The 24,921-nt window shown below is 57.0% G+C and carries 22 protein-coding genes; 9 read left to right on the top strand and 13 right to left on the bottom strand.

Features of this window, described 5'->3' with window-relative positions:
• Positions 1–30 precede the first annotated feature (30 nt).
• Positions 31–2,973, bottom strand: a complete 2,943-nt coding sequence (locus tag Pan189_RS09875) for a thioredoxin family protein (RefSeq protein ID WP_145363754.1) — start codon at positions 2,971–2,973, stop codon at positions 31–33.
• A gap of 215 nt (positions 2,974–3,188) precedes the next feature.
• On the opposite strand from Pan189_RS09875, the gene Pan189_RS09870 reads away from it, so the two are divergent.
• The 3 genes from Pan189_RS09870 to Pan189_RS09860 all read left to right on the top strand — a co-directional run bounded on the left by Pan189_RS09870 (position 3,189) and on the right by Pan189_RS09860 (position 5,899).
• Positions 3,189–4,445 carry a sulfate adenylyltransferase gene (locus Pan189_RS09870; protein ID WP_145363753.1) on the top strand — a complete coding sequence of 419 codons (1,257 nt, stop codon included), beginning with the start codon at positions 3,189–3,191 and terminating at the stop codon, positions 4,443–4,445.
• Positions 4,446–4,467: 22 nt separating this feature from the next.
• On the top strand, positions 4,468–4,803 hold the full coding sequence (locus Pan189_RS09865) for a hypothetical protein (protein WP_145363752.1): 336 nt from the start codon (positions 4,468–4,470) through the stop codon (positions 4,801–4,803).
• Between the two features lie 514 nt (positions 4,804–5,317).
• Positions 5,318–5,899 (top strand): LOG family protein, encoded by a 582-nt coding sequence (locus Pan189_RS09860; protein ID WP_145363751.1) that lies wholly within the window; start codon positions 5,318–5,320, stop codon positions 5,897–5,899.
• Between the two features lie 6 nt (positions 5,900–5,905).
• Here the strand turns inward: Pan189_RS09860 and cutA are convergent, their stop codons facing one another.
• Positions 5,906–6,223 carry a divalent-cation tolerance protein CutA gene (gene cutA, locus Pan189_RS09855; RefSeq protein WP_145363750.1) on the bottom strand — a complete coding sequence of 106 codons (318 nt, stop codon included), beginning with the start codon at positions 6,221–6,223 and terminating at the stop codon, positions 5,906–5,908.
• Between the two features lie 94 nt (positions 6,224–6,317).
• Between cutA and Pan189_RS09850 the strand changes: the two genes are divergently transcribed.
• From Pan189_RS09850 to Pan189_RS09840, 3 genes are all read left to right on the top strand, one after another.
• Positions 6,318–7,220 (top strand): carbohydrate kinase family protein, encoded by a 903-nt coding sequence (locus Pan189_RS09850; protein WP_145363749.1) that lies wholly within the window; start codon positions 6,318–6,320, stop codon positions 7,218–7,220.
• A 308-nt stretch (positions 7,221–7,528) separates the two neighbouring features.
• Positions 7,529–8,788 carry a PQQ-binding-like beta-propeller repeat protein gene (locus tag Pan189_RS09845; protein ID WP_310821313.1) on the top strand — a complete coding sequence of 420 codons (1,260 nt, stop codon included), beginning with the start codon at positions 7,529–7,531 and terminating at the stop codon, positions 8,786–8,788.
• A 264-nt stretch (positions 8,789–9,052) separates the two neighbouring features.
• Positions 9,053–9,532, top strand: a complete 480-nt coding sequence (locus Pan189_RS09840; RefSeq protein ID WP_145363747.1) for a TspO/MBR family protein — start codon at positions 9,053–9,055, stop codon at positions 9,530–9,532.
• Positions 9,533–9,681: 149 nt separating this feature from the next.
• Here Pan189_RS09840 and Pan189_RS09835 read toward each other — a convergent pair whose 3' ends face one another.
• The 11 genes from Pan189_RS09835 to argB all read right to left on the bottom strand — a co-directional run bounded on the left by Pan189_RS09835 (position 9,682) and on the right by argB (position 20,114).
• Complete coding sequence (locus Pan189_RS09835; RefSeq protein WP_145363746.1) at positions 9,682–11,337, bottom strand: DUF1559 family PulG-like putative transporter; 1,656 nt, start codon at positions 11,335–11,337, stop codon at positions 9,682–9,684.
• Positions 11,337–12,653: a hypothetical protein gene (locus tag Pan189_RS09830; RefSeq protein ID WP_145363745.1), complete on the bottom strand. Its 1,317-nt coding sequence runs from the start codon at positions 12,651–12,653 to the stop codon at positions 11,337–11,339. The genes Pan189_RS09835 and Pan189_RS09830 overlap by 1 nt, the downstream gene beginning before the upstream one ends.
• Before the next feature lie 230 nt (positions 12,654–12,883).
• Positions 12,884–13,504: a hypothetical protein gene (locus Pan189_RS09825; protein WP_145363744.1), complete on the bottom strand. Its 621-nt coding sequence runs from the start codon at positions 13,502–13,504 to the stop codon at positions 12,884–12,886.
• A complete protein-coding gene (locus Pan189_RS09820; RefSeq protein WP_310821312.1) occupies positions 13,486–13,968 on the bottom strand; it encodes an RNA polymerase sigma factor in 483 nt (160 codons plus the stop codon). The genes Pan189_RS09825 and Pan189_RS09820 overlap by 19 nt, the downstream gene beginning before the upstream one ends.
• Positions 13,969–14,408: 440 nt before the next feature.
• Entirely contained in the window at positions 14,409–15,320 is a 912-nt protein-coding gene (argF, locus tag Pan189_RS09815; RefSeq protein ID WP_145363742.1) for an ornithine carbamoyltransferase, read from the bottom strand.
• An 85-nt stretch (positions 15,321–15,405) separates the two neighbouring features.
• A complete protein-coding gene (locus tag Pan189_RS09810) occupies positions 15,406–16,608 on the bottom strand; it encodes an aspartate aminotransferase family protein (protein ID WP_145363741.1) in 1,203 nt (400 codons plus the stop codon).
• Between the two features lie 222 nt (positions 16,609–16,830).
• Complete coding sequence (locus tag Pan189_RS09805) at positions 16,831–17,358, bottom strand: REP-associated tyrosine transposase (protein WP_145363740.1); 528 nt, start codon at positions 17,356–17,358, stop codon at positions 16,831–16,833.
• A gap of 260 nt (positions 17,359–17,618) precedes the next feature.
• Positions 17,619–18,038 (bottom strand): hypothetical protein, encoded by a 420-nt coding sequence (locus Pan189_RS09800; protein ID WP_145363739.1) that lies wholly within the window; start codon positions 18,036–18,038, stop codon positions 17,619–17,621.
• Positions 18,039–18,334: 296 nt separating this feature from the next.
• Positions 18,335–18,664 carry a cupin domain-containing protein gene (locus tag Pan189_RS09795; protein WP_145363738.1) on the bottom strand — a complete coding sequence of 110 codons (330 nt, stop codon included), beginning with the start codon at positions 18,662–18,664 and terminating at the stop codon, positions 18,335–18,337.
• Positions 18,665–18,675: 11 nt separating this feature from the next.
• The gene (locus tag Pan189_RS09790; protein ID WP_145363737.1) at positions 18,676–19,182 is read right to left on the bottom strand and encodes an SRPBCC family protein; all 507 of its coding nucleotides are present in this window, start codon (positions 19,180–19,182) and stop codon (positions 18,676–18,678) included.
• A gap of 41 nt (positions 19,183–19,223) precedes the next feature.
• Positions 19,224–20,114 (bottom strand): acetylglutamate kinase, encoded by an 891-nt coding sequence (argB, locus tag Pan189_RS09785; RefSeq protein WP_145363736.1) that lies wholly within the window; start codon positions 20,112–20,114, stop codon positions 19,224–19,226.
• A 257-nt stretch (positions 20,115–20,371) separates the two neighbouring features.
• Here argB and Pan189_RS09780 point away from each other — a divergent pair, with 257 nt between their 5' ends.
• The 3 genes from Pan189_RS09780 to Pan189_RS09770 all read left to right on the top strand — a co-directional run bounded on the left by Pan189_RS09780 (position 20,372) and on the right by Pan189_RS09770 (position 24,905).
• On the top strand, positions 20,372–20,929 hold the full coding sequence (locus Pan189_RS09780; protein ID WP_145363735.1) for a hypothetical protein: 558 nt from the start codon (positions 20,372–20,374) through the stop codon (positions 20,927–20,929).
• A gap of 100 nt (positions 20,930–21,029) precedes the next feature.
• Entirely contained in the window at positions 21,030–23,429 is a 2,400-nt protein-coding gene (locus Pan189_RS09775; RefSeq protein WP_310821311.1) for a PSD1 and planctomycete cytochrome C domain-containing protein, read from the top strand.
• Between the two features lie 63 nt (positions 23,430–23,492).
• Positions 23,493–24,905, top strand: a complete 1,413-nt coding sequence (locus Pan189_RS09770) for a sulfatase-like hydrolase/transferase (protein ID WP_145363734.1) — start codon at positions 23,493–23,495, stop codon at positions 24,903–24,905.
• The last annotated feature ends 16 nt before the right edge of the window (positions 24,906–24,921 follow it).

The following is a 24,921-nucleotide window of genomic DNA, read 5'->3' as shown; positions in this document are numbered from 1 at the left end:
CAGCGGTCCGTGGAGCACGAAATTTCGCCGCTACGGCTCGCCCGATAAATCGTCTTCAATCGTTTTCAGATCCGCTTCGCTCATGCCCGGAGCCGAACGCCGCAGCATCTCGAGGAAGTGATGAACCCCATCGTCCCCAGCGGGGAAGCCGATGTTGCCGTCGGGGCCGTCTGACGTCGCGAGGACCTGGCGATCCTGATCGAGAATTGCGATCCACGGAATGCCGCGTCTGGTTTCGCGTAGTGAGTCCATCACCTCGCCGGAACCTTTCCATCGATCATCGATAACAACGTGCACGAAGTGCTTGTCGAAAATCTTCTTATGCTTGTCATAAAATCGCGAGAGCAATAAACATGGCCCGCACCACGTAGCTGATTCGTGCAGAAAGATGCGTTTGTCTTCTGCCTTCGCCTTGGAAACAGCTTCGCCGAGAAGGACACTTGCATCTTTCGCCTGAGTCCGATGCCGCTTGAAAAATGCGATGACCGGGGCGAATCCTTCGTCGAGATATTCAGGTCGCACGACCTCGTTCACAGGTTCGCCAAGGCCATTAACGATCACAAGACGAGGCTTCATCGGGTCGTTCTGAGCGATGTTCCATTCGCCAAGTATCGTTGCGACTTCTTCTTGAGTCACATCCAGATAGGTGTAGCGAAAATCCTGCCGCATCTCTTTCAGACGATCGTCCTTTCGAATTGTATTATAAAACTCGAACGCAGACTCGTCATTCGGGTCCCCGATGAAGATCGCGGCATTGGCATTCATCAGCCGGGCATCCCGCGCTGCCTGCTTGATCCGGTCAAGCGACTTCTTCTGGCTGCTAAAACGTCTTGTGAAGTATTCCTTTTCGGTCGGCGGCCGGTACGGTTCGGGAAGCTTAAGAGTCCCGAGGTCGATTTGCTCGGATGATTCCGGCGTGACCGTGGTGACCCGCAAATAAACATTATCGATCGTGTGCTGAATTTTGTAAGTCTGGCCGACAACCAGGTGATTCAGCAGGAATCGGCCTTCTGCATCGGTTTTCACGCTTGCCCCGAATTCATGGGACATCAGGCCGTCATCGGACCTGAGTTCGATACCGTAGATCAAATCGCGATCGGCCGCCGGACTATTGGTGTCGGTCTCGATCAAGACTCCGGTTGCTGAGGCAGCCGGGCTAAGGCGAATCACAACCTCGGACTCCGTTTCGCCGACAGCAGCGACACCATAGAGATTCTTATCGGCCAGTTCCGCATAGATAAGAAGCTTTGCGGGCGTCCGCTGAATCGCGAATCGTCCTTGATCATCCGTCTTTGCCTCTGTTCGATTGGCGAAGTCGATCGATGCGACCTCGACGCGGGCCTTGGCAGCAGGCTCGTCCTGATCGCCGACGAGCACCCGACCTTTCAGCAACGAATACTCGCGCGGCTCGACTTCAATATCGAAACGGACGTTTTCTTCCCCGTTGACTTTCACCGTCTGAGTCGCGGAGATTCCGGACCTTAATGTGTATTCTCCCGGGCCGACGAAGAATTCGAACTGACCGTCGCCATCGGTTCGTACTCCCCAGTGAAGACGTGGCGCGACGACGTAGTTGACGTTACCCGGGTTCGGCAATTTCACGCCGTCCAACTCGTCGAGCCGTTTGCCGGAAAGCGTCAAATTGACTTGCTGGTCTTTCAGCAACTCGTGGTTCTTCTTCCGGACGACCCGGCCATGAATTCGCGTCGCAGGCGTCAGTTGAAGTTTCAGTTCGGGGACCGGCTGTCCTGAGAGGACCGGCAACCCGTCGAACGGAACCGTCGCCCACTTCTCGTTGTAAGCACCGATGATGTAAATGTGGTCGGGTGCGAGGCCGACTTCGAAACGCCCGTTTTCATCGGAAAGAGCGCCTCCGTGGTGTCCGTCGAATGAGTAATCTGCACCGTCCGCCTGAACGAGCATGGGTTCGCCCGTGTAGGGAGACCCGTCTTGATCGATTAGTTGTCCCTGAACTTTAACCAGTCGCGGGAGGGCCAGTGTTAAATTTCCGTCGGCGGAATCGAATAGATACTCGCCCCGCGTTCGGACGTAGTCATTACTCACCGTAGGCCAGAAAGTCAGGCTTTGCACCTTTCGATCGCGCCACTCGGGAATCCAATCGAATGTGGCAACGCCGCCGACATCGGTCTTCTCGGTGGCGAGTTCGTGCAGGTAAGATAAATTAAAATGTTCAATCTCGCTCGGCTTCTTGAGCAGCCACAGGCGGACGGTGGCATCTTTAATCGGAGAACCATCGACTTCGGTCAATCGAACTCGGATCGGCTCACCGGCAGTCAATTGCAGATTGATCGGCTCTGACAGATCCGGGGGCTCCGTGACCGAGCCGAGATGTGCAGACTTCTGGTCCAGAAAAATGCGGTAGTCGAAACCGACGCCGCTTTTTTTCGCAAACGCCTGTTGAACCACAGCGTCCTGCGGCAGCAGAATCTCCGCCCGTCCTGTCGCATCGGTCAAACGGCTGACCGTCTCTCCCGCCACAAACACCCCGGCGTGGGCGTCGCGGCAAGGAACGCCGTCCCCGTCGACGACATTGAGCACCACGACCTTGGCCGCTTCGAGCCTAATTTCAATTTGACGGAGTCGCCTGCGGATCGTTTCGGTCGCGCGAGCCGCGTCAGCCTGCTCACCCACGACTGCCGGGAAACGGACGTCGCCGCACAGGGGCGTCGACCCCGGTAGTCGAGCCGTCACGGTGAGTCGATGCCGTATGAGATCAGCAGGCCGGATCTCGGTGTCGAATTCGAACCGGCCGTCAGAATCGGACACAATCCCGGTGAGCGGCTTGCGGTACGCAAGTCGAAAGTCCACTTCGGCGCTCACCGCGGGAGAACCGTCCGGGAGCACGACCCGTCCGGAGACGGTCAACGAATTCGGCGTATCGGAGTCGCCGTAGGCGATTGGCAATACGCCGATCAGGAACAAGACCGATGCCGCAATCTCCAGGCGAACCATCTAACACACTCCGTCGGAATTGCCGATTCGTAAAGCAATCCAAAGGTACAGATGCCTGTGCAGTGCGTCAAAAGAATTCAGCCGCATTGCTTCAGCGATTGGTTCCGCTGCGACAGCCCCCTTCCTTGCAACGTCGCCCCCGGTCGCCTACCTTCCCGCGCTGGGAATTGACCAACTGTTTCGCACGGTTTTGCGCTTTCGAAAAGGAATGACCTGTGGCCGCACTGATCCCCCCGCACGGCGGACTGACTGAACTGATCAACCGGACCGTCGCGGACGACAAGGTCGACGCCTTCAAGTCGGAAGCCGAAGGCCTGACGAAGGTTCCAGTTTCGGCGGCGGATCTTTCGACGGTCTATCGCATTGCCGATGGGACGCTCAGCCCCCTGACGGGCCCGATGGGAGAGGCAGTTTACAACCGCGTGCTGGACGAGTCGGTGATCGAATCGAACGGTGAGCTTTACGCGTGGACGATCCCGCTTTCACTGCCGGTCACGGCCGAACTAGCCGGGCGGATCGAGTCGGGTGAGAAGGTCGCGCTGATCAATTCCGAAGAAGAAATCGTCGGCACGCTCGACGTTTCGGACGTGTTTGAGTGGGACAAAGAGAAATACCTGAAATCGGTTTACGGCACCGAGCGGACGGATCACCCGGGGGCCGACATGGTCCTAAAGAATGATGCGGCCATGACGCATCTGCTCGGCGGCGAACTGCAGGCGCTGCCGCAGCCCAAGAACCCGGCATTCGGGGAGTACGTGCTCTCACCCTTAGAGACCCGAGCGGTTGTCGACGCCAACGGCTATGACGCGGTCGTCGCGTTTCAAACGCGAAACCCGTTGCACCGCGCTCACGAGTACGCGCTCGTCTACGGCTTGGAAGAATTGTTGCGTGACGGCAAGAACGCCGGAGCAGTTCTCAACCCGCTCATCGGCGAAACCAAAGGGGATGACGTCTCGGCCGAGATTCGGATGGAGACCTATGAAAAGTTGATTGCCGACCGTGCGATGGGCGAAGGCGACAGCGATCCGGAGCTGTGGGCGAAAGTCGGCGGCGGAGTCCCCGACCGCGTGATGCTGCTCGGCCTCGATATTAAAATGTTCTACGGCGGGCCGACGGAAGCGGTGATGCACGCGATCTACCGCCAGAATTTCGGCTACACGCACATCGTGATTGGTCGCAAACACGCGGACGCCCCCTACGCTGACGGAACTGCCATCTGGGGCGACTTCGATGCACACGAAATCTTCGACAACCTCAACGGCGATTTAAAAATTCAGCCGGTCAAGGTCGGCTTCGCCGCTTACTATGAATCAATGGGCCGCGTCGACCTGATGGAACGCCACCCGGACGAAAAACCGGTCTTCATCTCCGGCAAGCAGGTCCGCGCGACGCTGCAACAGGGCGAAATGGTCGACCCGCGGATTATGCGGGAAAGCACAAGTAAGATTCTGGCTGAGGCGATGGGGAATTAGGGGTTCGATAAGGAGCGAACAGATGTCGGTCAATCATTCTTCCGCGATTGCACACATGGAAGAAGCTTATAAGCGGATCGTCGATCGTATTGGAAAAGAGAGGTTTGATGTCCCAGCAGACTTCTTCGTAAATCCTAACGACGCCATCGTCGGTGCGATTTACAATGGCTCGCACGATGATCTCCTTAAAATCCGATATCTTATCCCGGAAGGCGTCGACATCAGGAACAGAGGCAGTGACACGAACCATTTGCGAATGCAACTAGTCGATCTTTGCTACGACGAAGGTTGGCCTGGTTCAGTTCATGTGATTTTCTATTCCGATCGAGAAGAAGATCAACCGCTTGAAGACGAATGAGCCTTCACCACGACTTACTTGAACAAGCAAATACTCTTGCCTCGTGCGATGTACGTCGGCCGAAGTCTGCAAACCTTCGTAGAGCGGAATCGGCGGCGTATTGTGCTTTATTTCATTTCCTCATTGAAGAGTCTTGTCGGGGTTTAATAGGCAGCCAACCCGACAGACGGGAATATCGAAACTATTTTGCGCGAGGTTACCAACATTCGGATATGCGACGAGTCTGTGAGATATTTCGAAACCGACCTAAGAGCCAACGTACTCGGCCACACATTGGGGATGCGATTCGAGAGATCAGTCATATATTCGTCGAGAGCCAAGATCGCCGCCACATAGCCGACTACGATCGAAATGCAAGATTGGATCGGAAAAGCACTTTCGAGATGATTGGAAGTATTGAAGCAGCGATCGAGCGATTCAATCGCGGGGACTATTCCCCAGACCGATCACTCTTCTTGGCGGCTTTGGCTACGAAAAGAGACTGGTTCGATAAAGCGAAGAAGAGCGGTTTCGCATGAAGTCCATCTGCGTCTACTGCGGCTCCCGCCCCGGCGACGACCCGCGATATATTGAAGCCGCCAAGACCGTCGGTGGGTTGCTCGCCGAGCGGGACATCACGCTGGTCTTCGGCGGGGGGAGCGTCGGCATGATGGGGGCCGTCGCGGATGCCTGTCTGGAGGCCGGGGGACATGTCATCGGGATCATTCCCGAATTTCTTTCGCAGGAAGAAATTAAGCACCCCGGCGTCGAGGATATGCGGATCGTGCATGACATGCACCAGCGTAAGGCGATGATGGCGGAACTGTCCGACGCTTTCATTACGCTGCCCGGAGGCTTTGGCACGCTCGAAGAACTATTCGAAACGATCACTTGGGCGCAGCTTCGCATCCATCACAAGCCGATCGGAATTCTCAATACCGCAGGCTTTTACGATCCGATGCTGGAATTCTTAAACAATCAATTTCGATCGGGATTTATTAAACGACGTTATCGCGGTCTCTACTTCGTTGCCAATGAGCCGGTAGAACTGCTCGATGCGGTGACGGAGTTCCGCCCGATCGCCGAAGAAGATCTCAGAGCACTCGACAAAATCTGACGGCCATCAAATTTCGGTCTCTTTCGAAACCCATTCAAGAAACGCCGCATTGCCCCCTTGGATCGGTACAGCGACCACGCAAGGGCAATCGTAACTATGCAGTTTTCTCACGCGAGCCGTTAGCGGCTCGACCAACTCCTCGGTCGACTTTCCGATCAGCACCGCTTCGCCCTCGTGTTGAACTTCGCCCTCCCAGCGAAAGACGCTCGTGACTCCGTCGAAGACATTCGCGCATGCCAGCAGTCGCTCTTCGACCAGCGTCCGTCCGATGCGCAGAGCTTCATCGCGACTCCCGGCGGTCATATAGATCAGTGTCGGGTGCATCCCGGTATCCCCCATGTTGTAGGAACGTTGGGTTGATTGTCGGTCCGCATTGGCCGAATCTCAACCGGGCATCATCACTTTATGGGACACGATTATGGACAGGTCTAAACCTGTAGCGGTCGGCCTTGGCGAGCTATTGTGGGATATCTTCGAAGACGGAGAACGCCCCGGCGGCGCGCCGGCGAACGTCGCCTACCACGCCAATCAACTCGGGCTGCGCGGCGTGATTGTGTCCCGAGTCGGAAGTGACGAGCGCGGCAACGGCTTGCTGGATCACCTTCAAACCAAAAGCCTCTCACGCCGATACGTGCAGCAGGATGAGACTCATCCGACCGGCACCGTCACCGTCCACAACGCTAATACCGGCCCCGCCTACTCGATCCACGAAGACGTCGCCTGGGATTACATCGACGCGACTGATGACGTGCTGGCACTGATGCGAGAAGCGGACGCGATCTGCTTCGGCTCGCTGGCTCAACGCACTGAGCAATCGCGAAAAACGATCCAGCGCTGCCTCGACGCGGGGAGCGAAAATTGCCTGAAGGTGTTCGATGTCAATCTCCGCCCACCGCACAATTCGGCAGATGTCATGCGGCCCTCGGCAACGCTCTGCAATGTCCTGAAATTAAACGAGGACGAAGTGCCGGACGTCGCCGAGATGCTCGGAATGGCGGAACGCGAAATCGAACCCTTCGCGAAAGCGTTCGCCGAATCGCAGAACGCGATCGTCGCGATCACGCTCGGAAGCGAAGGCTGCCTGCTCTCACGCGGCGACGAGATTCACCGCGCACCGAGCAAGCAGGTCGAAGTCGCTGATACGGTCGGAGCCGGTGACTCTTTCACCGCAGGACTCGTCTACGGTTTGCTGCACGACTGGCCGCTTGAGAAGGTCGGACGATTTGCGAATCGAATCGGCGGTCTCGTGGCGTCGAGCGAAGGTGCGATGCCCGACCTCGAGGACGACTTTGCACAGCTCAAGCGGGAATTCGAAAATTAATCAAGAGCCGCTGAAGCGACTCGGTATCCACTTTCGCTAAGAAGTGGAGCCTGAGTAAGACCGTCTCCTGTGTGAGCGATTAAACCGCGCGATTCGACTGATGCGCGATTCGGAGCGCTGGTAATCTCAATGGACGCTCGGTTCCCGGCGACCGCCTCACCCTTCGGATTCGATGTCACCCAACAAGTATTGTCGCGGGAAGCGCCGCTATTGCCATTTCGGCCCGGTCGAGTAGAACCATTGACTGACTCGGGCACGCACTCAATGCGAATAATTCCTCCTCCTAACCGAACATGTCGGTGATTGTCATGAAAAATCAACCTCAATACTTTTTATCGGTCGCCTTGGGAATCGCCCTGTCGATGACCTCGGCATGTGCTGAAGAGAAACCGACCTGGAATCAATGGCGCGGGTCCAATCGTGACGGAATCGTGGCGGGCAATAAATGGCCGCAATCGCTGGGAGAGGACACGCTCGCCCCGGTGTGGCGCAAAGAGTTGCCGCCGAGCTACTCCGGGCCGGTGCTCTCAAGAACGACGGTCTTTACGACCGCGACGGAGAACAGGGAAAATGAAGTGGCCTATGCGTTCGACCGAAAGTCCGGAGAGCAATTGTGGCGCACACAATGGCCCGGCGCGATGACGGTCCCGTTCTTCGCCGCGGCGAATGGGAGTTGGATTCGAGCGACACCCGCGTTTGACGGAAACAGCTTGTTTGTGGCGGGAATGCGAGACGTACTCGTCTCACTCGACGCGAAGACCGGCGAGATTCAATGGCAGGCAGACTTCGTGAAGCGGCTCGACGCCCCCCTGCCCGCCTTCGGTTTCGCAAGTTCGCCTCTACTCGACGGTCAATTCCTCTACGTTCAAGCCGGCGCCGCATTCCTTAAGGTCGATAAGGCAACCGGTGACATCGTCTGGAAAACACTTGAAGATCGCGAGGGACGATACGACAGTGCCTTTTCTTCGCCGACCTTCGGCACGATCGGCGGCAAACGTCAGTTGATCGTGCAGACGCGTCAAAAGCTGGCGGGCGTCAACCCGGATAACGGTAAAGTGCTCTGGGAGCAAAACGTGCCGAGTTATCGCGGGATGAACATCCTCACGCCTCAGCAATTTGGCGACTCGTTCTTTACCAGTTCCTATCGAAATAAATCATGGCTGTTCAACATCAATTCGGCCGACGACAAATTTGACGTGACCGAGGCGTGGAGCAGCAATGTTGCGGGTTATATGTCGAGCCCCGTGGTGATCGGCGACCATGTCTACCTGCATCTGCAAAACCAGCGTTTCACCTGCTTTAACTTGCGGAGCGGCGAGCGCGAATGGACATCGCAGCCATTCGGCAAATACTGCAGCCTGATCGCACAGGGCGACCAAATCCTGGCACTCGACGAACGTGGCGTACTGCTCTTGATTAAAGCAAACCCGCAAGAGTTCGAGCTGGCTGAAGAGCGAAGGATCAGCGACGAACAATGCTGGGCCCACGTCGCGGTTGACAAGGATCAGGTTTTCGTCAGAGAACTAAATGGATTAAGCAGTTTTCGCTGGGATAAAGGCGACAATTAATCCTGCGAGTTCCGTGCTGTCGTCGACTAATTCCGTCAGAGTGTTTTCCCAATACGTCACTTCACGTGAAGTGATGCACGCCTGTCCTTACCTTTTTTCGAAAATGACTGAGCTGGCTTCGTCCGCTCGAGATCGTTTTCCGCTGAATGGTCTAGCTCGCCGATGAACTTAACCGCCCATGCTAGTTGAGATTGCTCCCCAATTCAGAGCCTCTTTTCTTTTCAGCTTCGTCGCCCATCAAAAACGTAGTGAAAGTTTCAACACATGAAGAAAAGTGTCCGTTGGATAGGACTTGTCTTCTTCATTCTTCTCTGCCTTGGGGCGGGGAGTCTCGGTGCAATCGCAACCACCCCCGAGATCGCAGGCTGGTACCAGACGCTCGAAAAACCTTCTTGGAATCCGCCCAATTCCGTTTTCGGCCCGGTCTGGACGACGCTCTTTGTGATGATGGCGGTCGCCGCGTGGCTGGTGTGGAAGCCGAAAGGTTTTCGGTCCGCTGCGATCCAGCTCACCCTCTTCGCGATTCAGCTTCTTTTAAACGTTGCGTGGTCTTGGATTTTCTTCGGGATGCATCAGCCCGGCTGGGCATTTATCGAAATCATTGTTCTATGGGCAACGATCTTGGCAACAGCAGTGACCTTCTTCGGGCGGTCAATGATGGCCGGCTGGCTGATGATGCCGTACCTCGCGTGGGTCAGCTTTGCCGCCGTCTTGAACTTTACAATCTGGCAATTAAACGCATAGCACCTTCAAGCAGGTCGGTCGCTTCGTTTCTTTGATGCGTCTCTTCGCGCGAAATTATTTCAAGAGTGATCCCGAGTGTTCCGATAAATTTGGCTCGGCCAGAAAACACTGCCACTCATTGACGAGGTGAAGCGAGCTGGAGACATCTGCTATTCCAACAGATTTCCATCATTAATCAGGAACAGCCTCTCTGGGTGCTTGTATTGATCTTCGGTAATTTTGCGAGCAGACCCGTCGGTGAATGCGGCTGAGAAGACGCTACGCTCCTTTGTAATTAAATCTCGAAACGGAAGCTGCGGATCAAATTCCCAATCATCCGGCTTTGTCCACGGTACGACTGCCGACGGTACCACCGTGACCACGGCGATCGTATTGGCCGTACCATCTTCCACGTCCTCGAACTTTACCCCGTCTCGCTGACCGAACATTGTGTTTTTTCCCGTGACTGCGAGGAATGGGGTCGCCCCCGGCTTTGGCGGGATTTGCGGGACCGCATAGACGTCCGGCATACGCGGAAGCAACTTGAGGTTGTGTTCGCTATTCCACGGCTCATTAAGGTGAAAATCTTCGTAGAGTTTCTGCTGGTCCAGGAAAGGCAAGATCGCGACCCGCCAGCTATACAGCGGCGTCCCGTCCGGGGTTCGAATGACCGCCGGAGGTAGAGTCTTATATTTGTCGTAGTAGTTGTGCAGCCCGAGCGCGATGAATTTGAGTTGATTCAGGTGGGGATTGCGAAGCCGATATAGATCTTTTGCGCTTAATTCTTGCAACATCGCTCGGACTGCCGTCATCCGTAATGGGTGTAAGGCGATCCGCGTGAAAGCAGTGTCGTCGGGACGAGAGACTTCAATCGGCCCGTCATCCCCAACGAGAAGCGCGTACTGTTCCGGGAAGAGTTTCTTAACAGCGGTGTGCATTTCTTGGAGGGCGACGGCGAACTGATCAGCCGCACGACCCGACTCCGCATGTGCGAGTACGTCGATCCGCAGTGGTGCCAGATGTAACCCGAATGAGGCCGCCTGAAATCCGTTCGCTACCGTTTTCCCGTCCATTGCATTCGATAACCCGTTAAATGCAGGAAGCATTTCGCGGAGAGCCCGTTGCTGATCGGCAGTCACAACGAAGCCGGCGCGAATCGGCACTGCATCCAGAGCCGTGAAGCACTGAGAGAGCTGCTCAGCTTTGAGAGTGGGTAGCTTCTTGTCCCAAACAATTTTCGGCCCACGCTCACCCGTCGGTGTCGACGGGTCTTCAAAATAATATACTGTTCCGTTATCGGTCTTTGACGTGGCGATCTGCTCCAGATCAGGCAGAAAAGCCCCGAGCATATCTTTGGGGAATCCGAATACGCCGTCGAGGCCTTGACGAACACTGAGCTGCTTAGCGGCATTACTTGCCGGATTCGCGCTCTTTGACTTTTCAATTACTCGGACAATGACGAACCGGCGAAGATCGAATTCCCGTTCATTCCATGTCACGCCAACCACGACGTTGGCGATGTCGGACCCTTCTGCAGATGCCAGTAGATTTGCAATCTGATTCTTGAAGTAATCTCGTGCGATAGGTGCTTGCCACCGCGCATTCTTAGAGTTGAGCGTCTTATTTTCCGGCAGCCCCGATTGCTCTAAAAGCGAATTGAGGTCTCCGGATTCGATTAAAGAAGCAAGATTAACCTCGATGAGGGCAGCGGTGTGTTGCGGGAGATGTTGCACAAACCACGGCCCGTCCGCCGCTATTGAACGTCGGCTGGCGGTCAAAGATAAACAACACAGCAGAGTCAGGTAGATAGTTCGCTGGCAACGCATTAATCCGATTCCTTTTCGGTATCGATCAGCCGCAGGCGGTAGACCTTGTTTAACTTTGCTCTGCTGCTAATGGCGGCCTCCAGTACGGCGACCCCGCCCTCTAAACGGTATGAGAAAGGCCTGCCGGTGCGTGGGTTTTCGGGAACAGGAACGATCTTGATATCGTCGAGCGATTCCGGCCAACTGCCTTCTGCCGCGGCATAAGCCCGCAGCGCTTCGATCGTCTTTAGAGCCGCGATCTTCGCATCAAGGCGGACACCTGAGTGTCGGATTTGGGCCGTCGCCGGAGATAGAAGCCGAATCGCCGGTGGAATTGTTACGAAAGCCTCCGCAGCTGTGAGAGAATTTATTCCGGTTCGCGCTTTCGTTTCATGTCGATGAGGGGCCAAGTACAGCTTAGCCAACTCGCCCTGCAAGAGCCGCTGAGTGGCCTCGTACTGCACACGGGCAATGACTTCGCCGACGGGCATATCGTCGATCTTGGCCTGATCAATTCCTTCGTCGATGAGAATTTTTTTCGCTCGGGGATATTGCAGAGCCGCCCGCAGACCTACGTATAACCCGACTTCCAAATTGCGGAGCGCGGAATTGGAACGGGCCAATTCAGAGATATTCCACCCGCTAGAGTATCCTCCATCTAATAAATCACGGGATCGTGAGAGATAGTTGGCCCGCCATTGCGTTTCATTTAAATCATCAAATTTGTCACGGTCCGGCCACCCTGCAGCTCGTTGGGCCAAGCCGAATTCAGCCTCAATGGCGGGTTTAAAGTCGATCAGTGGGTCAGGGAGCGTTGCGAAAGCATAATAGAAGTTTTTACCCCCCCCTTTCTGTATCAGGTAGGGGCACGCATCCACAGCCTCAGAGCAAATTGCCGCGCCGACCAAACGAGAAACGATAAACGGGGAATTGGCGATGTGGTAACCCAGCCGAAACTGGGTTCTCAGCGCCTTCACTGCCTCTGGGACATTGCCTTCATATACTGCCAAACGGAATTTCAGCTCGAGATAGCGGGCGACTGAGCGAGATTCCTGCTGGACCGGAAGGAGTGTCTCGATGACCTTTTGCAAAGACTCATTCCGCACAAGATCCCAGTGACCCCAGTCAGCGAAGTCATTGCCCGCGGCTTCGTCGATTGGAATGAACACCTGATGACTTGAAGCCCCCATCAGACGCCTTGCCAGCTTGAGGTCTTCAACACTGAGCTCCTCGGCCCAATCCAATTCGTTTAGTCGTTCGACAGCCAACAGGATGTGTTTGTCGTCAGACCAAGCGCGCTCGGTACCGATCGCGTTAATCCAATTCGCCTGAAGCATCTGGTGTTGCCCGGTGGCGGTCGCGATCGGAAGAGCGGCGTTTCCTCGTCGCGTTTCGGCTGCAGAAGGCCAAAAGCGATATTTTAGGAGCGGGCTCGGCAGCGGGGCTGGCTCGACACTCAATTCAATTACTTCGGCGGCCGAGTCGACTCTCGGATCTTCCTGCCTCAAATTGGGTTCAGCGAACGCCCACGATGGGACAAGGACGACGATAAGGAATGCGAGTCGCATTAAAGGCTCTCCTCAATCAGCAAAAGATTGAAATCAACATCCCCGTCTTTTGGGTACCGAATGAAACGTGATGCCCCTACTCTTAACGGCTCAGCATCAACGGCGGTGCCAGTAAATCGTGACACCGTTCGCGAGCTAACAGGCGGTAATTGAGCCATCAAATCTGCGACGGCTTCGCTTCCGATAAGATGTCGCGAGCCTACCGAAAGCACGCCGTCGGAGATCGAGCTTAATTTTTTCGGGGGCTGATACCTTATAAACGATGATACAATCGGCTCAGCCGAGACATTCTCTTGCCTCTTTGTTTCAGAGTTGACAGGGACCGTCGCCGGAGTCTCAACCGGATCGCGAGTCGGTGTCTTAACCATTGTGGGTGGTTGCGAAGACTTACTTGAAGTCCACGTCGGTGCGATATAAAGCAGCATGCCGGTCGTGATTAGCCAACTGCACGCGGTGAGGCCGACCCAAAATGCTCGCTCGCGACGAAGTTCGCGATCGACTTTCAAATTCTTTAAGATCGGCGACGGTAGCGCGAGGTCCGGCCGTATCGGGCGGAGTCGGCGAAGCTGTTTCTCAAACGGTTCCAGTTCGCCAGAGCCTTCTATTTCATCAGAGTGCATGACTGCTCCAAGGTTTGTCGTAGTTGCTTCAGCCCTCTCTGGTACCGGCGGTGCGCGGTACTCGCGGACAGTCCTGATTCGAATGCGATTTGCTCGAAGGTCAACTCGGCCCAGAGGTGCGCCACCACAATCAGGTGCGTTTCGTCGTCCAGTTTTTCCAGTGCCACGGTGACTTCCCCGGCAGCAGGTCCGTCACCGTCCGCGGCTTGCTCAAAGGCAATCGGACGGGCCACCAACTTCTCCCGTTGTTTGGTTCTTCTTTGCCGACGCTGAGCATCCATCGCAAGATTTCGCGTCACGCGGAACAGCCAGGGGCCGGGATCCGCGATCGGCGTTGAAGAATTCAGCAGTCTTAGGAATGCTTCCTGCACGATGTCGTCCGGCGATGAATCGTAGCGGAGCGCCAGCAGTCGCAACGACGCAGAGAACCGATTGACAATCGCGTTCAATTCATCGTGCTTCACGGGATCTCGCCGTACGCAGCAAAGCCTTCCACACAAGAAGACGCCGCACAGCGGACGTCATCCCAAAGAAAATACCTGCTTTAAGAAGAAATTGCTCGGGGCTGGCAGGGCCAAGCGAGATTTGCGATCAATCTCGAGCAGTAGTCCGTTAACACACAATATCTGCAGTGACACATCACCGGTGGGGCGATTTCGTGCAACCTCATCCCGCCCCATTCGCAGCCCCGGCCCTTTGCGATTCCGTCGCGATGGCCGGGAGTGCTACGTGAGGACAGGTCGTGCCAACACTGCAGCGATTGTTTAAGCTGTCGGCCTTGCAGTGAACGCGTTTTAAGGCGGCTCGATTCGGGCTGACAAACAAGACGGAAGCGCAATCCGGCGCGAAGATCGGGATCTGACCGACCTTCGGCCCGCGTCGATAATTGGTGCTCAATTCGCTTCTAACCCAAGAGTCGAGCGAGTAACCCTTTCGCGAGGTGCATCCGATTTTCGGCCTGTTCGAAGGCCTTGCTTTGCGGGCCGTCGATGACGTCGTCGGTGACCTCTTCGCCGCGGTGAGCCGGCAGGCAGTGCAGGAACAGGCATTCCGACGGCGCGGCTTTCATGACGTCGCCGTTGACTTGGAACGGGGCCAAGACCTGCTTGCGGTCGTCCGCTTCGCCCTCCTGCCCCATGCTCGCCCAGACATCGGTGTAGATTACATCGGCCGACTTGACGGCGGCTTTCACGTTGTTTGTCACGTCCAATTTTGCGTCAGGTAACTCGCTGCCGAGCTTCTTCAGAAACGCATCGTCGAACTGATGTTCGGCTGGAGCACAAAGCGTGAACTTCATCCCGAGCTTGCCGCAGATGATCGCGAGCGACTTCGCTACATTGTTGCCGTCGCCGACAAATGCGAGGTGGACGCCCTTCAAAGTACCGGTCGACTCTTTGATGGTCATGACGTCAGTCAGTGCCTGCGCCGGGTGATAGTCATCCGTCAGACCATTGATCACCGGGCAGGCGGCGTGCTTGGCGACATCTTCGACGAGCTGCTGTGAGAACGTCCGGATCACGATCGCATCGACGAACGAACTCAGCACTTTCGCGACATCGGGCAGCGATTCGCGGCCCGTCCAGCCGGCCTCTTTGCTGGTCAGGAACGTCGCTCCGCCACCCAGTTGCAGCATCGCGGTTTCAAAGCTCACCCGCGTTCGCAGCGAGGGCTTGTCATAGACCTGAGCGAGAACCTGACCGGTGAGCATCTGAGGGCGGATGCCGTTGCCGCATTGCTTTTTGAGGTCGTCCGCGAGCGCGATCGTCTCGGTGATCTCGTCGGGGCTCCAGTCGAATAATGTCAGAAGGTGCTTCATATTATCGAGTCGGAAAAGCGGACGACCCCGGGGGAACCGGGGTCGGGGGCAAATCGCCAGTATAAGTAAATCGCAGGGCCGAAAACTACTCCGCAGTCTCCGCATGTTCGCGCAGAACGGCGGTCAGGATTTCGCAGCCCTCGTCCACTTCCGCGGCGGTCACATTGAGGGCGGGCAGCAATCGCACCACGACGTCCTGCGTTGCGTTCACGATCAACCCGCGCTCCATGCACGCCAGCATGATCGGTTTGGCGGGAACAAGCAGTTCCAGCCCGACCATCATGCCGCACACTCGCAGTTCCCGCACGATCGGCAATTCGTCGACAAGGGGAAGCAGGTTGGATCGGAAGCGCTCCGCCATCTCAGCGACGTTTTCCAGTAAATTATCTTCCTCGATCGTCTGTCCGGTCGCGACTCCGGCAGCCATCGCGAGAGGATTGCCGCCGAAGGTGCTGGCGTGCATCCCGGGCCGCAGCGACGGTGCGATCTCGTCCTTGCATACGATTGCCCCGCAGGCCACCCCACCGGCGACTCCCTTGGCCAGCGTGAAGATATCCGGCTCGACGCTCCATTTCTGGTAGCCAAACCAAGTGCCAAGTCGACCCATGCCGGTTTGGACTTCGTCAAAAATTAACAGGCACCCATTCTCATCGGCGATTTCGCGCAATTCGGCGAGGAAGTCGTCGGTCGGGATGTTGACGCCCCCTTCCCCCTGCACTGGTTCAATTACGATCGCGGCTGTCTCCTCGTCGACCAGTTCTCGCACCGCATCGAGGTCCCGCGGGGCGTACAGGAAGCCCGGCATCAACGGCTCGAGGCCTTCGTGATATTTGGGCTGAGCCGTGGCCGTGACGGCTGCCATCGTGCGTCCGTGAAAGCCTTTCTCGAAGGTGATGATCTTGTAGCGGCCCTTGGGCGTGTGCAGCCGGGCGAGCTTCATCGCGGCCTCCGCGGCCTCGGCTCCGCTGTTGCAGAAGAACGCTTTGCCGAACGACCGGGAGCACAGAAACTCGGCGAACTCTCCCTGCGCCTCGATGTACCAAGTATTCGGCACATGGATGAGCTTCGCCGCCTGCTCCTGAATCGCCTGCACGACCCGCGGCGGCGAGTATCCCAAAATGTTGCACCCCCAACCTGGAAACAGGTCGAGATACCGCTTCCCGTCCGCATCCCACACATGCGAACCCTCCCCCCTCACCAATGCGACAGGAAACCGCGGGTAATTGGGGATCACGAACTGATCGAACTGCTCGATCGTGGCAGCCGTGGGGGATTCGACGGTTGGCATGGAAAAGCTCTAAACTTCAAAGTAATTGGGTGGCCCGGCCCAACGGGCCGGGTGCCATCAGGCACAAGAGGCGATCAACAGTTCAGGAGAATCGCTAAGAAGCTCCGCAAATCAAATGGGTGACGGAACGAGGTCATTCGATGCAACGAGGTTCACTCGTAAATCGCCTCTTGTCACTGCGCGACACGGCCCGCGTTGGGCCGGGCCACCCATCATCGATTGTCACTCAAACAACCCTGTCGGCCAACTGATTGGCACGCCGACGTTCGATCGATCTTCGTACCACCGGTCAGAGGACCATCGCCAATCGATGGCCCGCTTGACCAAGTTCGCGCGCACGGGATTGTCGTGCATGTAGTTTAGTTTCTCTTCCGTTTTCGCCTCCGAAAAGACGTTGAAGCAATAGTAGCGTGCCTGCCAGACGGGGTCACCCTCAGGCAGACGTTCAAAATACCTTCGAAAGTGCGTCGCGAGAATCTGCGAAATTTGCTTTGACGAAAGTTCCTTCCATTTGTCCATAAACGCGGAGAGATGCCCCGGTTGATCGAACCACACCAGCAGGTGCGCATGATCCGGCATAATGACAAATCCGAGGCAGACCCCACCGCGACGTACCAACTGCTCACGAAGAACGCTCACCACAGCATCACGAGCCAAGTTCGAGTCGAACAGCCGCCTCCGCTTGTAGCACGATGTCGTCACAAAGTGGACGTGCCGCTCATCGTCGATCACCCGCCGCCTGTTCGTCATTCAATTATTCCACCTCGGGTAGCCCGGCCCATCCGGGCCGGGTGCCGACAGGCACAGGAGACGATTAAGAGAGACATTGCATTGATCTTAAAGACGCCGAAGTCGGTCACGGTTCGATTTTCATCAGTCGACTATGAATTCAGACTCTTTCGTTGATCGCCTCTTGTCGCTGCGCGACACGGCCCGGTTGGGCCGTGCTACCCCGTTTGGTTGTTTCAGAGAATTGGCGCCTCAGGACGGGCCGAATTGATATATAGGTATTAAGAAACCCATTGCGGCATCTCACGATTTTGCTCAAGTCGCCCGCTTTGCCCTTGACCGAGGACGTCAAATATCACCCCGTGACCATGTCGCGGTCCGAAAGCATATGTGAAGGCAACTCTTCGGCGGTCCGGTCGGATGTGAAACTGAAATGTCACTTCACGAAAAAACACGCCATCCTCCTCAGGGTTGCAGATAGCGTGACTCGGATCAACCGGATGGAGTTCATTCCCTTCGAACACCCACTGCCGAATTTGCTCACCGACGCAACGAGGATAGCTCCAATCCGCTGCGGCGTATTCAGAAACCAAGATGCGCTCCGGTTGCTGGGCTTCATAGGCCACGGATTTTGCCCGCTCCAGCGTCGTGCTGATCTCTCGTACGATCAGCCTGTAGAGCCAGTCGGATTGGTACCCCATCGTTGGAATCGTCCGGTGTATCTATCGACGAACTTCGGTTGCTGCCACACCACGCAATATTTTTGCCCACGAAAGAACTTTTGCACTTCCATTTGTTACCGGGTAGCCCGGCCCATCCGGGCCGGGTGCCGACAGGCACAGGAGGCGATCGAGAGAGACATTACATTGATCTTAAAGACGCCGAAGTCGGTCACGGCTGGACTCCCGTGAGTCGACTATGAATGCAGACTCAATGGTTTATCGCCTCTTTTCGCTGCGCGACACGGCCCGGTTGGGCCGTGCTACCCCTTCGGGATTTATAACTCCCGATCCTTCCCGCAGCAGCACGCTTCATCTCCCTCTTCCACCGTGCGGATTGTTAGATAAGTCATTGACGGGGTGAGATATTTAATTTCGGCGTGGTAGACGCCGGAGGGGATGAAGACGGTGTCGCCGGGGCCGGCTTTAATTGTCTCGCCGCCGAAGGTGTATTCGGCTGAGCCTTCGAGCAGATAGAAGGCTTCTTCCGCTTTGTGCTCGTGCTGATAGGGCGGGTGAGCGGCGGTGTCGGGGATTTCGGTGCGGTGGATATGCATCCGCCGGGCGCCGTTTTCAAAGCCGACCAGTGACTCGTAGCTGATGCTCATGGCAATCCTCCTTATTCATCCGGTTGGGTTTGGGCCGACAAATTATGAGCGTATTCGTTGAGCAGCCTCAATTCATCCTGATAGATTGGTCGCAATATTTTTCTGTTGATACTTGAGAGTGATCGCTCGACAAACCGGGCGAGGAATCGGGGCATCTGAACATTGCGTCGTCCGTATGTCTTGAACGTGACTTCGCACGCTTCGCCGCCGGCCGGTTCCACATGAAACTCTGTGACGAGGCCCGACTTTGGATCGGCTTCAGCGAGCAACCGTCCCGAATCGGGTTCGGTGACATGCATCGTTCCGTAGTTTTTTCGCCCTGAGACCTTAAGGGCGAAGCGTATCACGGTGCCTTCGCCAACTCCCCCTTCGAGAACTTCAAAATCGCTGAACTGCGGCGGAAGAATGTTGGGGTGATGGTCGCGGTAATTGGCAAGGATCGCGTAAACGGTTTCCGCCGGCGCGTCGATACAACGTGACTCTTCAATGATTAGATAATGGGTGCTGGTGTCGGGCATGGAATAGGATTATAAGTGCGATCGCTTCCTGTCGGACGCGGCTAAACGGGGGGACTTGCCGCTTTAACGATTTCGGTGCCGACGCCGCTGGCTGAATATATTTCGAGAAGTACCGAGTGCGGCATGCGGGCGTCGACGAGGTGGACTTTGCCCACCCCCGCTTCCAATGCTTCGAGAGCAGCTTCGACCTTGGGAATCATCCCGCCGTCGATCACGCCCTGCTGAATTAATTCGCGGACTCGATCAATACTGAGATGCTTGAGTAGCGACTCCGGCTCGCTGCGATCCATGAAGATGCCGGGCACGTCCGAGAGGAAGACCAACTTCTCGGCCTTGAGCAACCGCGCGACAGCCGCTGCAGCCGTGTCGGCGTTGACATTAAGCTTGCCCCCGGCCCGGTCGAGCACAACGCTCGGCAGCACGGGGACTTTGCCTTCCGAAAGAATGCCGCGCAGCAGCGGTTCGGCGATGTCGACCACCTGACCGACTTGTCCGAGGTCGATCGGGGCGCCATTTTCGCCCGGGAGCGTGATACGCTCACCGATCAGGCTGTTGTACGTCCCGAAATGCAGCGGCATCGCCTTGCCGCCGAGCGACTCGATTTGTTCGGCAAGTCGATCGGAGATGCCGGTCAGGGTGCGGGCCACGATTTCCATCGCCCCTTGGTCGGTGTAGCGGCGCCCCTGCACGAACTTCGGCTCGAAGCCTTCGGCCTCCATTGCCCTTGAAATGTCTTTGCCGCCGCCGTGAATCAGGATGGGTTTCATCCCGACGGTTTCGAGGAACAGTACGTCGGTCAGAAAGCTTTTGACGGCGGCATCCTGCTCCAGCGCGCTACCGCCGAGCTTGATCACGACATACTTTCCTCGGAAGCGGCGGATGTAGCTCATCGCTTCGACAAGGACATCGGCTTTGAAGATGGCGTCGTGCATGGCGTCAGATCAATAGGACGAGGAAACCTAAATTGTAAGGGCCGAGGATTCGGCTGCAAAGAACGTGAGGTGGACCGACCGATTCGCGCGATGCGTCGGGGATTTCCCGTGGCACGCCCCGCCCAACCGCTACAACCGGAACTCACCCCTCATACTCGACGTAATGCGTCCTGCTGACGTTGAGAATCTGCGAGTGCGAAAGGTTCGGCTGCGAAGTTCCTTTGCTGGTTGCCGATGAACCAAGTGTCGGAGGACCGATGCCATTTTCGGCTCCGACTCTGAATTCGCTGCCCGAGAACCCGCTGCATTGTCGCTCACCCATGCCGCACTCCCACCTTACCGTCAATCATCTGCTCGCACAGGTTGAAGAGTACCGTCGCCGCAAGGCGGAGCGGGATGTTCGGCCCGAATGGCTGACCGCATGGATCAATGCCGCCGCGGAGCTCTTCGAACCCACCAAAGGAGTCGGCCGAGTCGGCTTCGAGTGCAACCCGACCGAGACCGGTTGGGATATTTCTCTCTATCTGGGAATGACGGAATATATCGGCGGACCGGACGACGGGCGTATCTCGCCGGCAAGCTTCGATTTCAACCTGCAATCGCTCGCCGAGCTGTTTGAAGAAGTCCTGTCGATAGAATTTGAAGTGTTGCCGGAGCCACGCGAAGACGAAGTGGCTCCCCCCTACGCCGCGATCGCTATTCAGGGGATTGCCAGCGAACAACCGATGTCGGTTCGTGTTCTGGCGGTGCCCCCGGAGAACGCGGGGCCCGGCTTCAAGCGGCTGCCCGACGGCACGACCGAGGTGAACGGCTGAGGTGAACGGCCGAGCGATCGATTTTGCATCCGCGGCGGCGTTGGATAAACTGAGATTGATGTTTTCTCCCGCCCGGTCGCTCTCTATCTGACCCGACTTCATGTTGCGCGCCCTCTCAATTTTCGCGTTATTCGTATCATCAGCGTCGTTGGCGATGGCTGATGTCAGCTTCACCAGTGATGTGAAGCCGATTCTCGCGCGGCGGTGCTTCGCATGTCACGGCCCGGACGATGCCGAGTCGGGACTCGCCCTGCACGAACGAGATTCGGCCTTCGGTGAGGCTGATTCCGGACTCGCAGCAATCGTGCCCGGCAAGCCGGGCGAGAGCGAACTGATCCGGCGGATCACCTCCGAGGACGAGTTCGAGAAGATGCCGCCGGAAGGCGATCCGGTCCCCGCTGAGGAGATCGCCACGCTGCGGAAATGGATCGCCGAAGGAGCGAAGTGGGAGAAGCATTGGGCGTTCCGGCCCCTTGAACGGCCTGAGATTCCCGAGGTGCAGAACACCGAACAGGTCGCCAATCCGATCGATGCTTTCATTCTCAAGCGGCTCGAAGATTCGGGGCTGAACCCGAACCCCCCCGCTGATCGAGCCGCACTGCTGCGACGGGTCTATTACGATCTGACTGGCTTGCCGCCGTCCCCGGAAGAGGTCGAGCAATTTCTTGAGAACGAATCACCCGACGCGTACGAGCAGGTCGTCGATCGACTTCTCGCATCGCCTCGCTACGGAGAGCGTTGGGCGCGGCATTGGCTCGATGTCGTTCGTTTCGCCGAGACAAACAGCTTTGAAAGAGACGCCCCGAAGCCCTTTGCGTGGAAGTACCGCGACTATGTCATTCGCTCGTTCAATGCCGACAAGCCGTACGATCAGTTCGTGCGGGAACAACTCGCGGGAGACGAACTCGACGAGGTCACTCCCGAAACGGTCACGGCAACCGGTTACTATCGCCTGGGCACATACGATGACGAGCCGGCTGACAAGCTGCTGGCCCGCTATGACCAGTTTGACGATCTGATTACGACCACCGGACAGGGCCTGCTGGGGCTGACGCTCAATTGCGCCCGCTGCCACGATCACAAGATCGATCCGATCCCCGCGACCGACTACTACGGGATGCTCGCGTTCTTCCGCGGCCTGACGCCCTATGCCCGCGGCAAAAATCCCGCGATCAACAGCCTGACCGACGTCTCGCCGAAGGAGGTCAAGGCGGCCTACGCCCGGCTCGACAACGAAGAGCGACGCCTCACTCGGGAGATCGTCAAGATTGAGGAGCGGGCCATTGATGAGATGCCCGGACCTATGCAGAGAGCCACCGAAGGCCGCAAGCGGAAGCAAGTTCTCGACAAGCACCTCGGCGACTATCTGAACGAATCGGAAGCCGAGCAGTATCGCTCACTGGTCGAGCACCGCGAGAGCATTCGCAGTCAGCGGCGGGAACTGCCCGACCGAGAGATGGTCCTCAGTGTGGCGAAATGCGACGCAACGCCGGAAGCGACGCACGTACTGCTTCGCGGATCACCGCAGGCCGAGGGAGATCCTGTCGCTCCGCGTTTTCCCGAGATTTTCGAGACCGCCCTGCCGGAACTGCCGGAGGTCGAAGAGGGAGCCCGATCTTCGGGACGCCGCCGCGTGCTCGCCGAATGGATTACCTCGCCCGACAACCGCCTGACCTCGCGGGTGATGGTCAACCGCATCTGGCAGCATCACTTCGGCCGCGGGATCGTGCGGAGCCCGAACAACTTCGGTCAATTGGGAGTCCCGCCGACGCACCCGAAACTTCTTGACTGGCTGGCGACCGAGTTTGTCCGTCGTGATTGGCAGATGAAGCCGCTGCATCGGTTGATCGTCACTTCAAACACTTATCGCATGTCGTCGGCCGGTAGCGAAGAGGCCCTTAAAGCTGATCCCGCCAATGACCTCTTTTGGCGATTTAATATGCAGCGGCTCAGTGCTGAAGAGATTCGCGACTCGCTTTTCGCGATAAACGGGCGGCTCAATTTAAAAATGTACGGCCCGGGTTTTTATCCCGACATCTCCGATGAAGTGATGCAGGGTCAATCGAAGCCGGGCGAAGGTTGGGGTGACTCTTCGCTGAAAGAACAAGCCCGCCGAAGCATCTATATCCACGTGAAGCGATCGCTCATCCCGCCGCTGCTCGCGAATTTCGACTTCCCCGAGACCGACTCAAGCTGCGAAGCACGATTCCGCACGACGCAGCCGGGGCAGGCGCTGGGTCTGCTCAACGGTGAGTTCGTGCATCGTGAAGCGGGCTTCTTCGCCAAGCGATTGCGAGACGAGTGCGGCGACAAGGCCCACGCTCAGGTCGCTCGGGGATTGGCACTTGTCTCCGGTCACGAGCCGTCACAGGACGAAATTGAGGCCGGGTTGAAATTGATCGACACGCTCGAAACCGAACACGGACTCACATCGGATGAAGCCCTGCGGCTGTTCTGCCTGAGTCTCTATAACCGGAACGAATTTATTTATCTCGATTAACATTGTTTAGCCGCGACCGCCAAGGAGCGATCCCTGACGGTCGCGGCTAAACGGAAATTAGCGATGCTTCGATACGTTATATTTTGTTTGGCCTTAATCGCGTGCGCCGGCGCTTCGGCGGCGGAGCGGCCGAATTTTGTATTCGTATTGATCGACGACATGGGCTGGGGCGACTTGAGCTGCTTTGGCAGCGAGATGGCCGAGACACCGCAGCTCGACAAATTAGCGGCCGCGGGAATTCGCTTCGAACAGTTCTATGTCAACTCGCCGATCTGCTCGCCGTCGCGCGCGGCATTCCTGACCGGACGCTATCCGCAACGCGACCGGATCGGCTCGTATCTGTCCCACCGCAAACACAATCGAAGCCGCGGCATTGCCGATTGGCTTGACCCCGAAGTGCCGACGCTTTCCGCACTCTTACAGCAAGCTGGCTACGCGACCGGTCACTTCGGCAAATGGCATCTCGGCGGGCAGCGTGACGTCGAAGATGCCCCGCAGATCAGCCAATACGGTTTCGACAAATCGCTGACGAACTTCGAAGGCCTCGGCCCGAAACTGCTTCCGATCACGCTGCGTCCCGGACCAAACGGCGAAGTGATCCGCAAACGAATTTGGTCGGACGCCGAACGTCTCGGCGGCCCGGTCGAGTGGCGTGTCCGCTCCAAAATCACATCCGGCTTTGCCGATGCTGCGATTCAATTTATTGGCGCTGCCCAAGCGAAGGACCAACCGTTTTACGTCAACGTCTGGCCGGACGATGTTCACACGCCCCTGTTTCCCTCGCCCGAGCGATGGAGCGAAGAGACTCGCGACCGATACGTCGCCGTGCTCGAAGAAATGGACAACCAGTTCGCTCCGCTATTGGATCGCATTCGCGGCGACGCAAAGCTGCGTGATAACACGGTGATCCTCGTCTGCTCGGACAACGGCCCCGAGCAGAACTGCGGCACGGCCGGGCCATTCCGCGGTATTAAGGCGACGCTACTCGAAGGGGGCATTCGCTCTCCCCTGATCGTGTGGGCTCCGGGGCTGATGCCGCCGTCTTCTCAAGGAACACGGGATCAGACATCGGTCCTCTGTGCCCTCGACATCGCACCGTCACTGGCGGCCATTGCCGGGGTCGAAGTTTCGGAGGGAGCGTTTCGCGACGGTGAAAACCTTTCGGCAACACTACTGGGTCAGAACGCGAAATCGCGATCCGGACCAATATTTTTCAGACGTCCGCCTGATCGCAAGGACTATCGGTTCCTTAAGAATCTGCCTGACCTCGCGGTTCGGTCCGGCGAATGGAAATTACTGTGCGACTACGACGGCCAGCGACCGCAGCTTTATCGGATTGAAGACGACGCGGGGGAATCGAATAATTTGGCACCGCAGCGACCCGACGTCACGAACCGACTGACCAATTTGGTTATCGAGTGGAACGCAAAGCTTCCCCCCGATGCGGCAATGCAAAGCGCAACCTCTCGCCAATAATTCATGTTTAAGAACT

This window comes from Stratiformator vulcanicus (genome assembly GCF_007744515.1).
GTDB lineage: Bacteria > Planctomycetota > Planctomycetia > Planctomycetales > Planctomycetaceae > Stratiformator > Stratiformator vulcanicus.
This window is presented reverse-complemented; position numbering and strand designations above follow the sequence as displayed.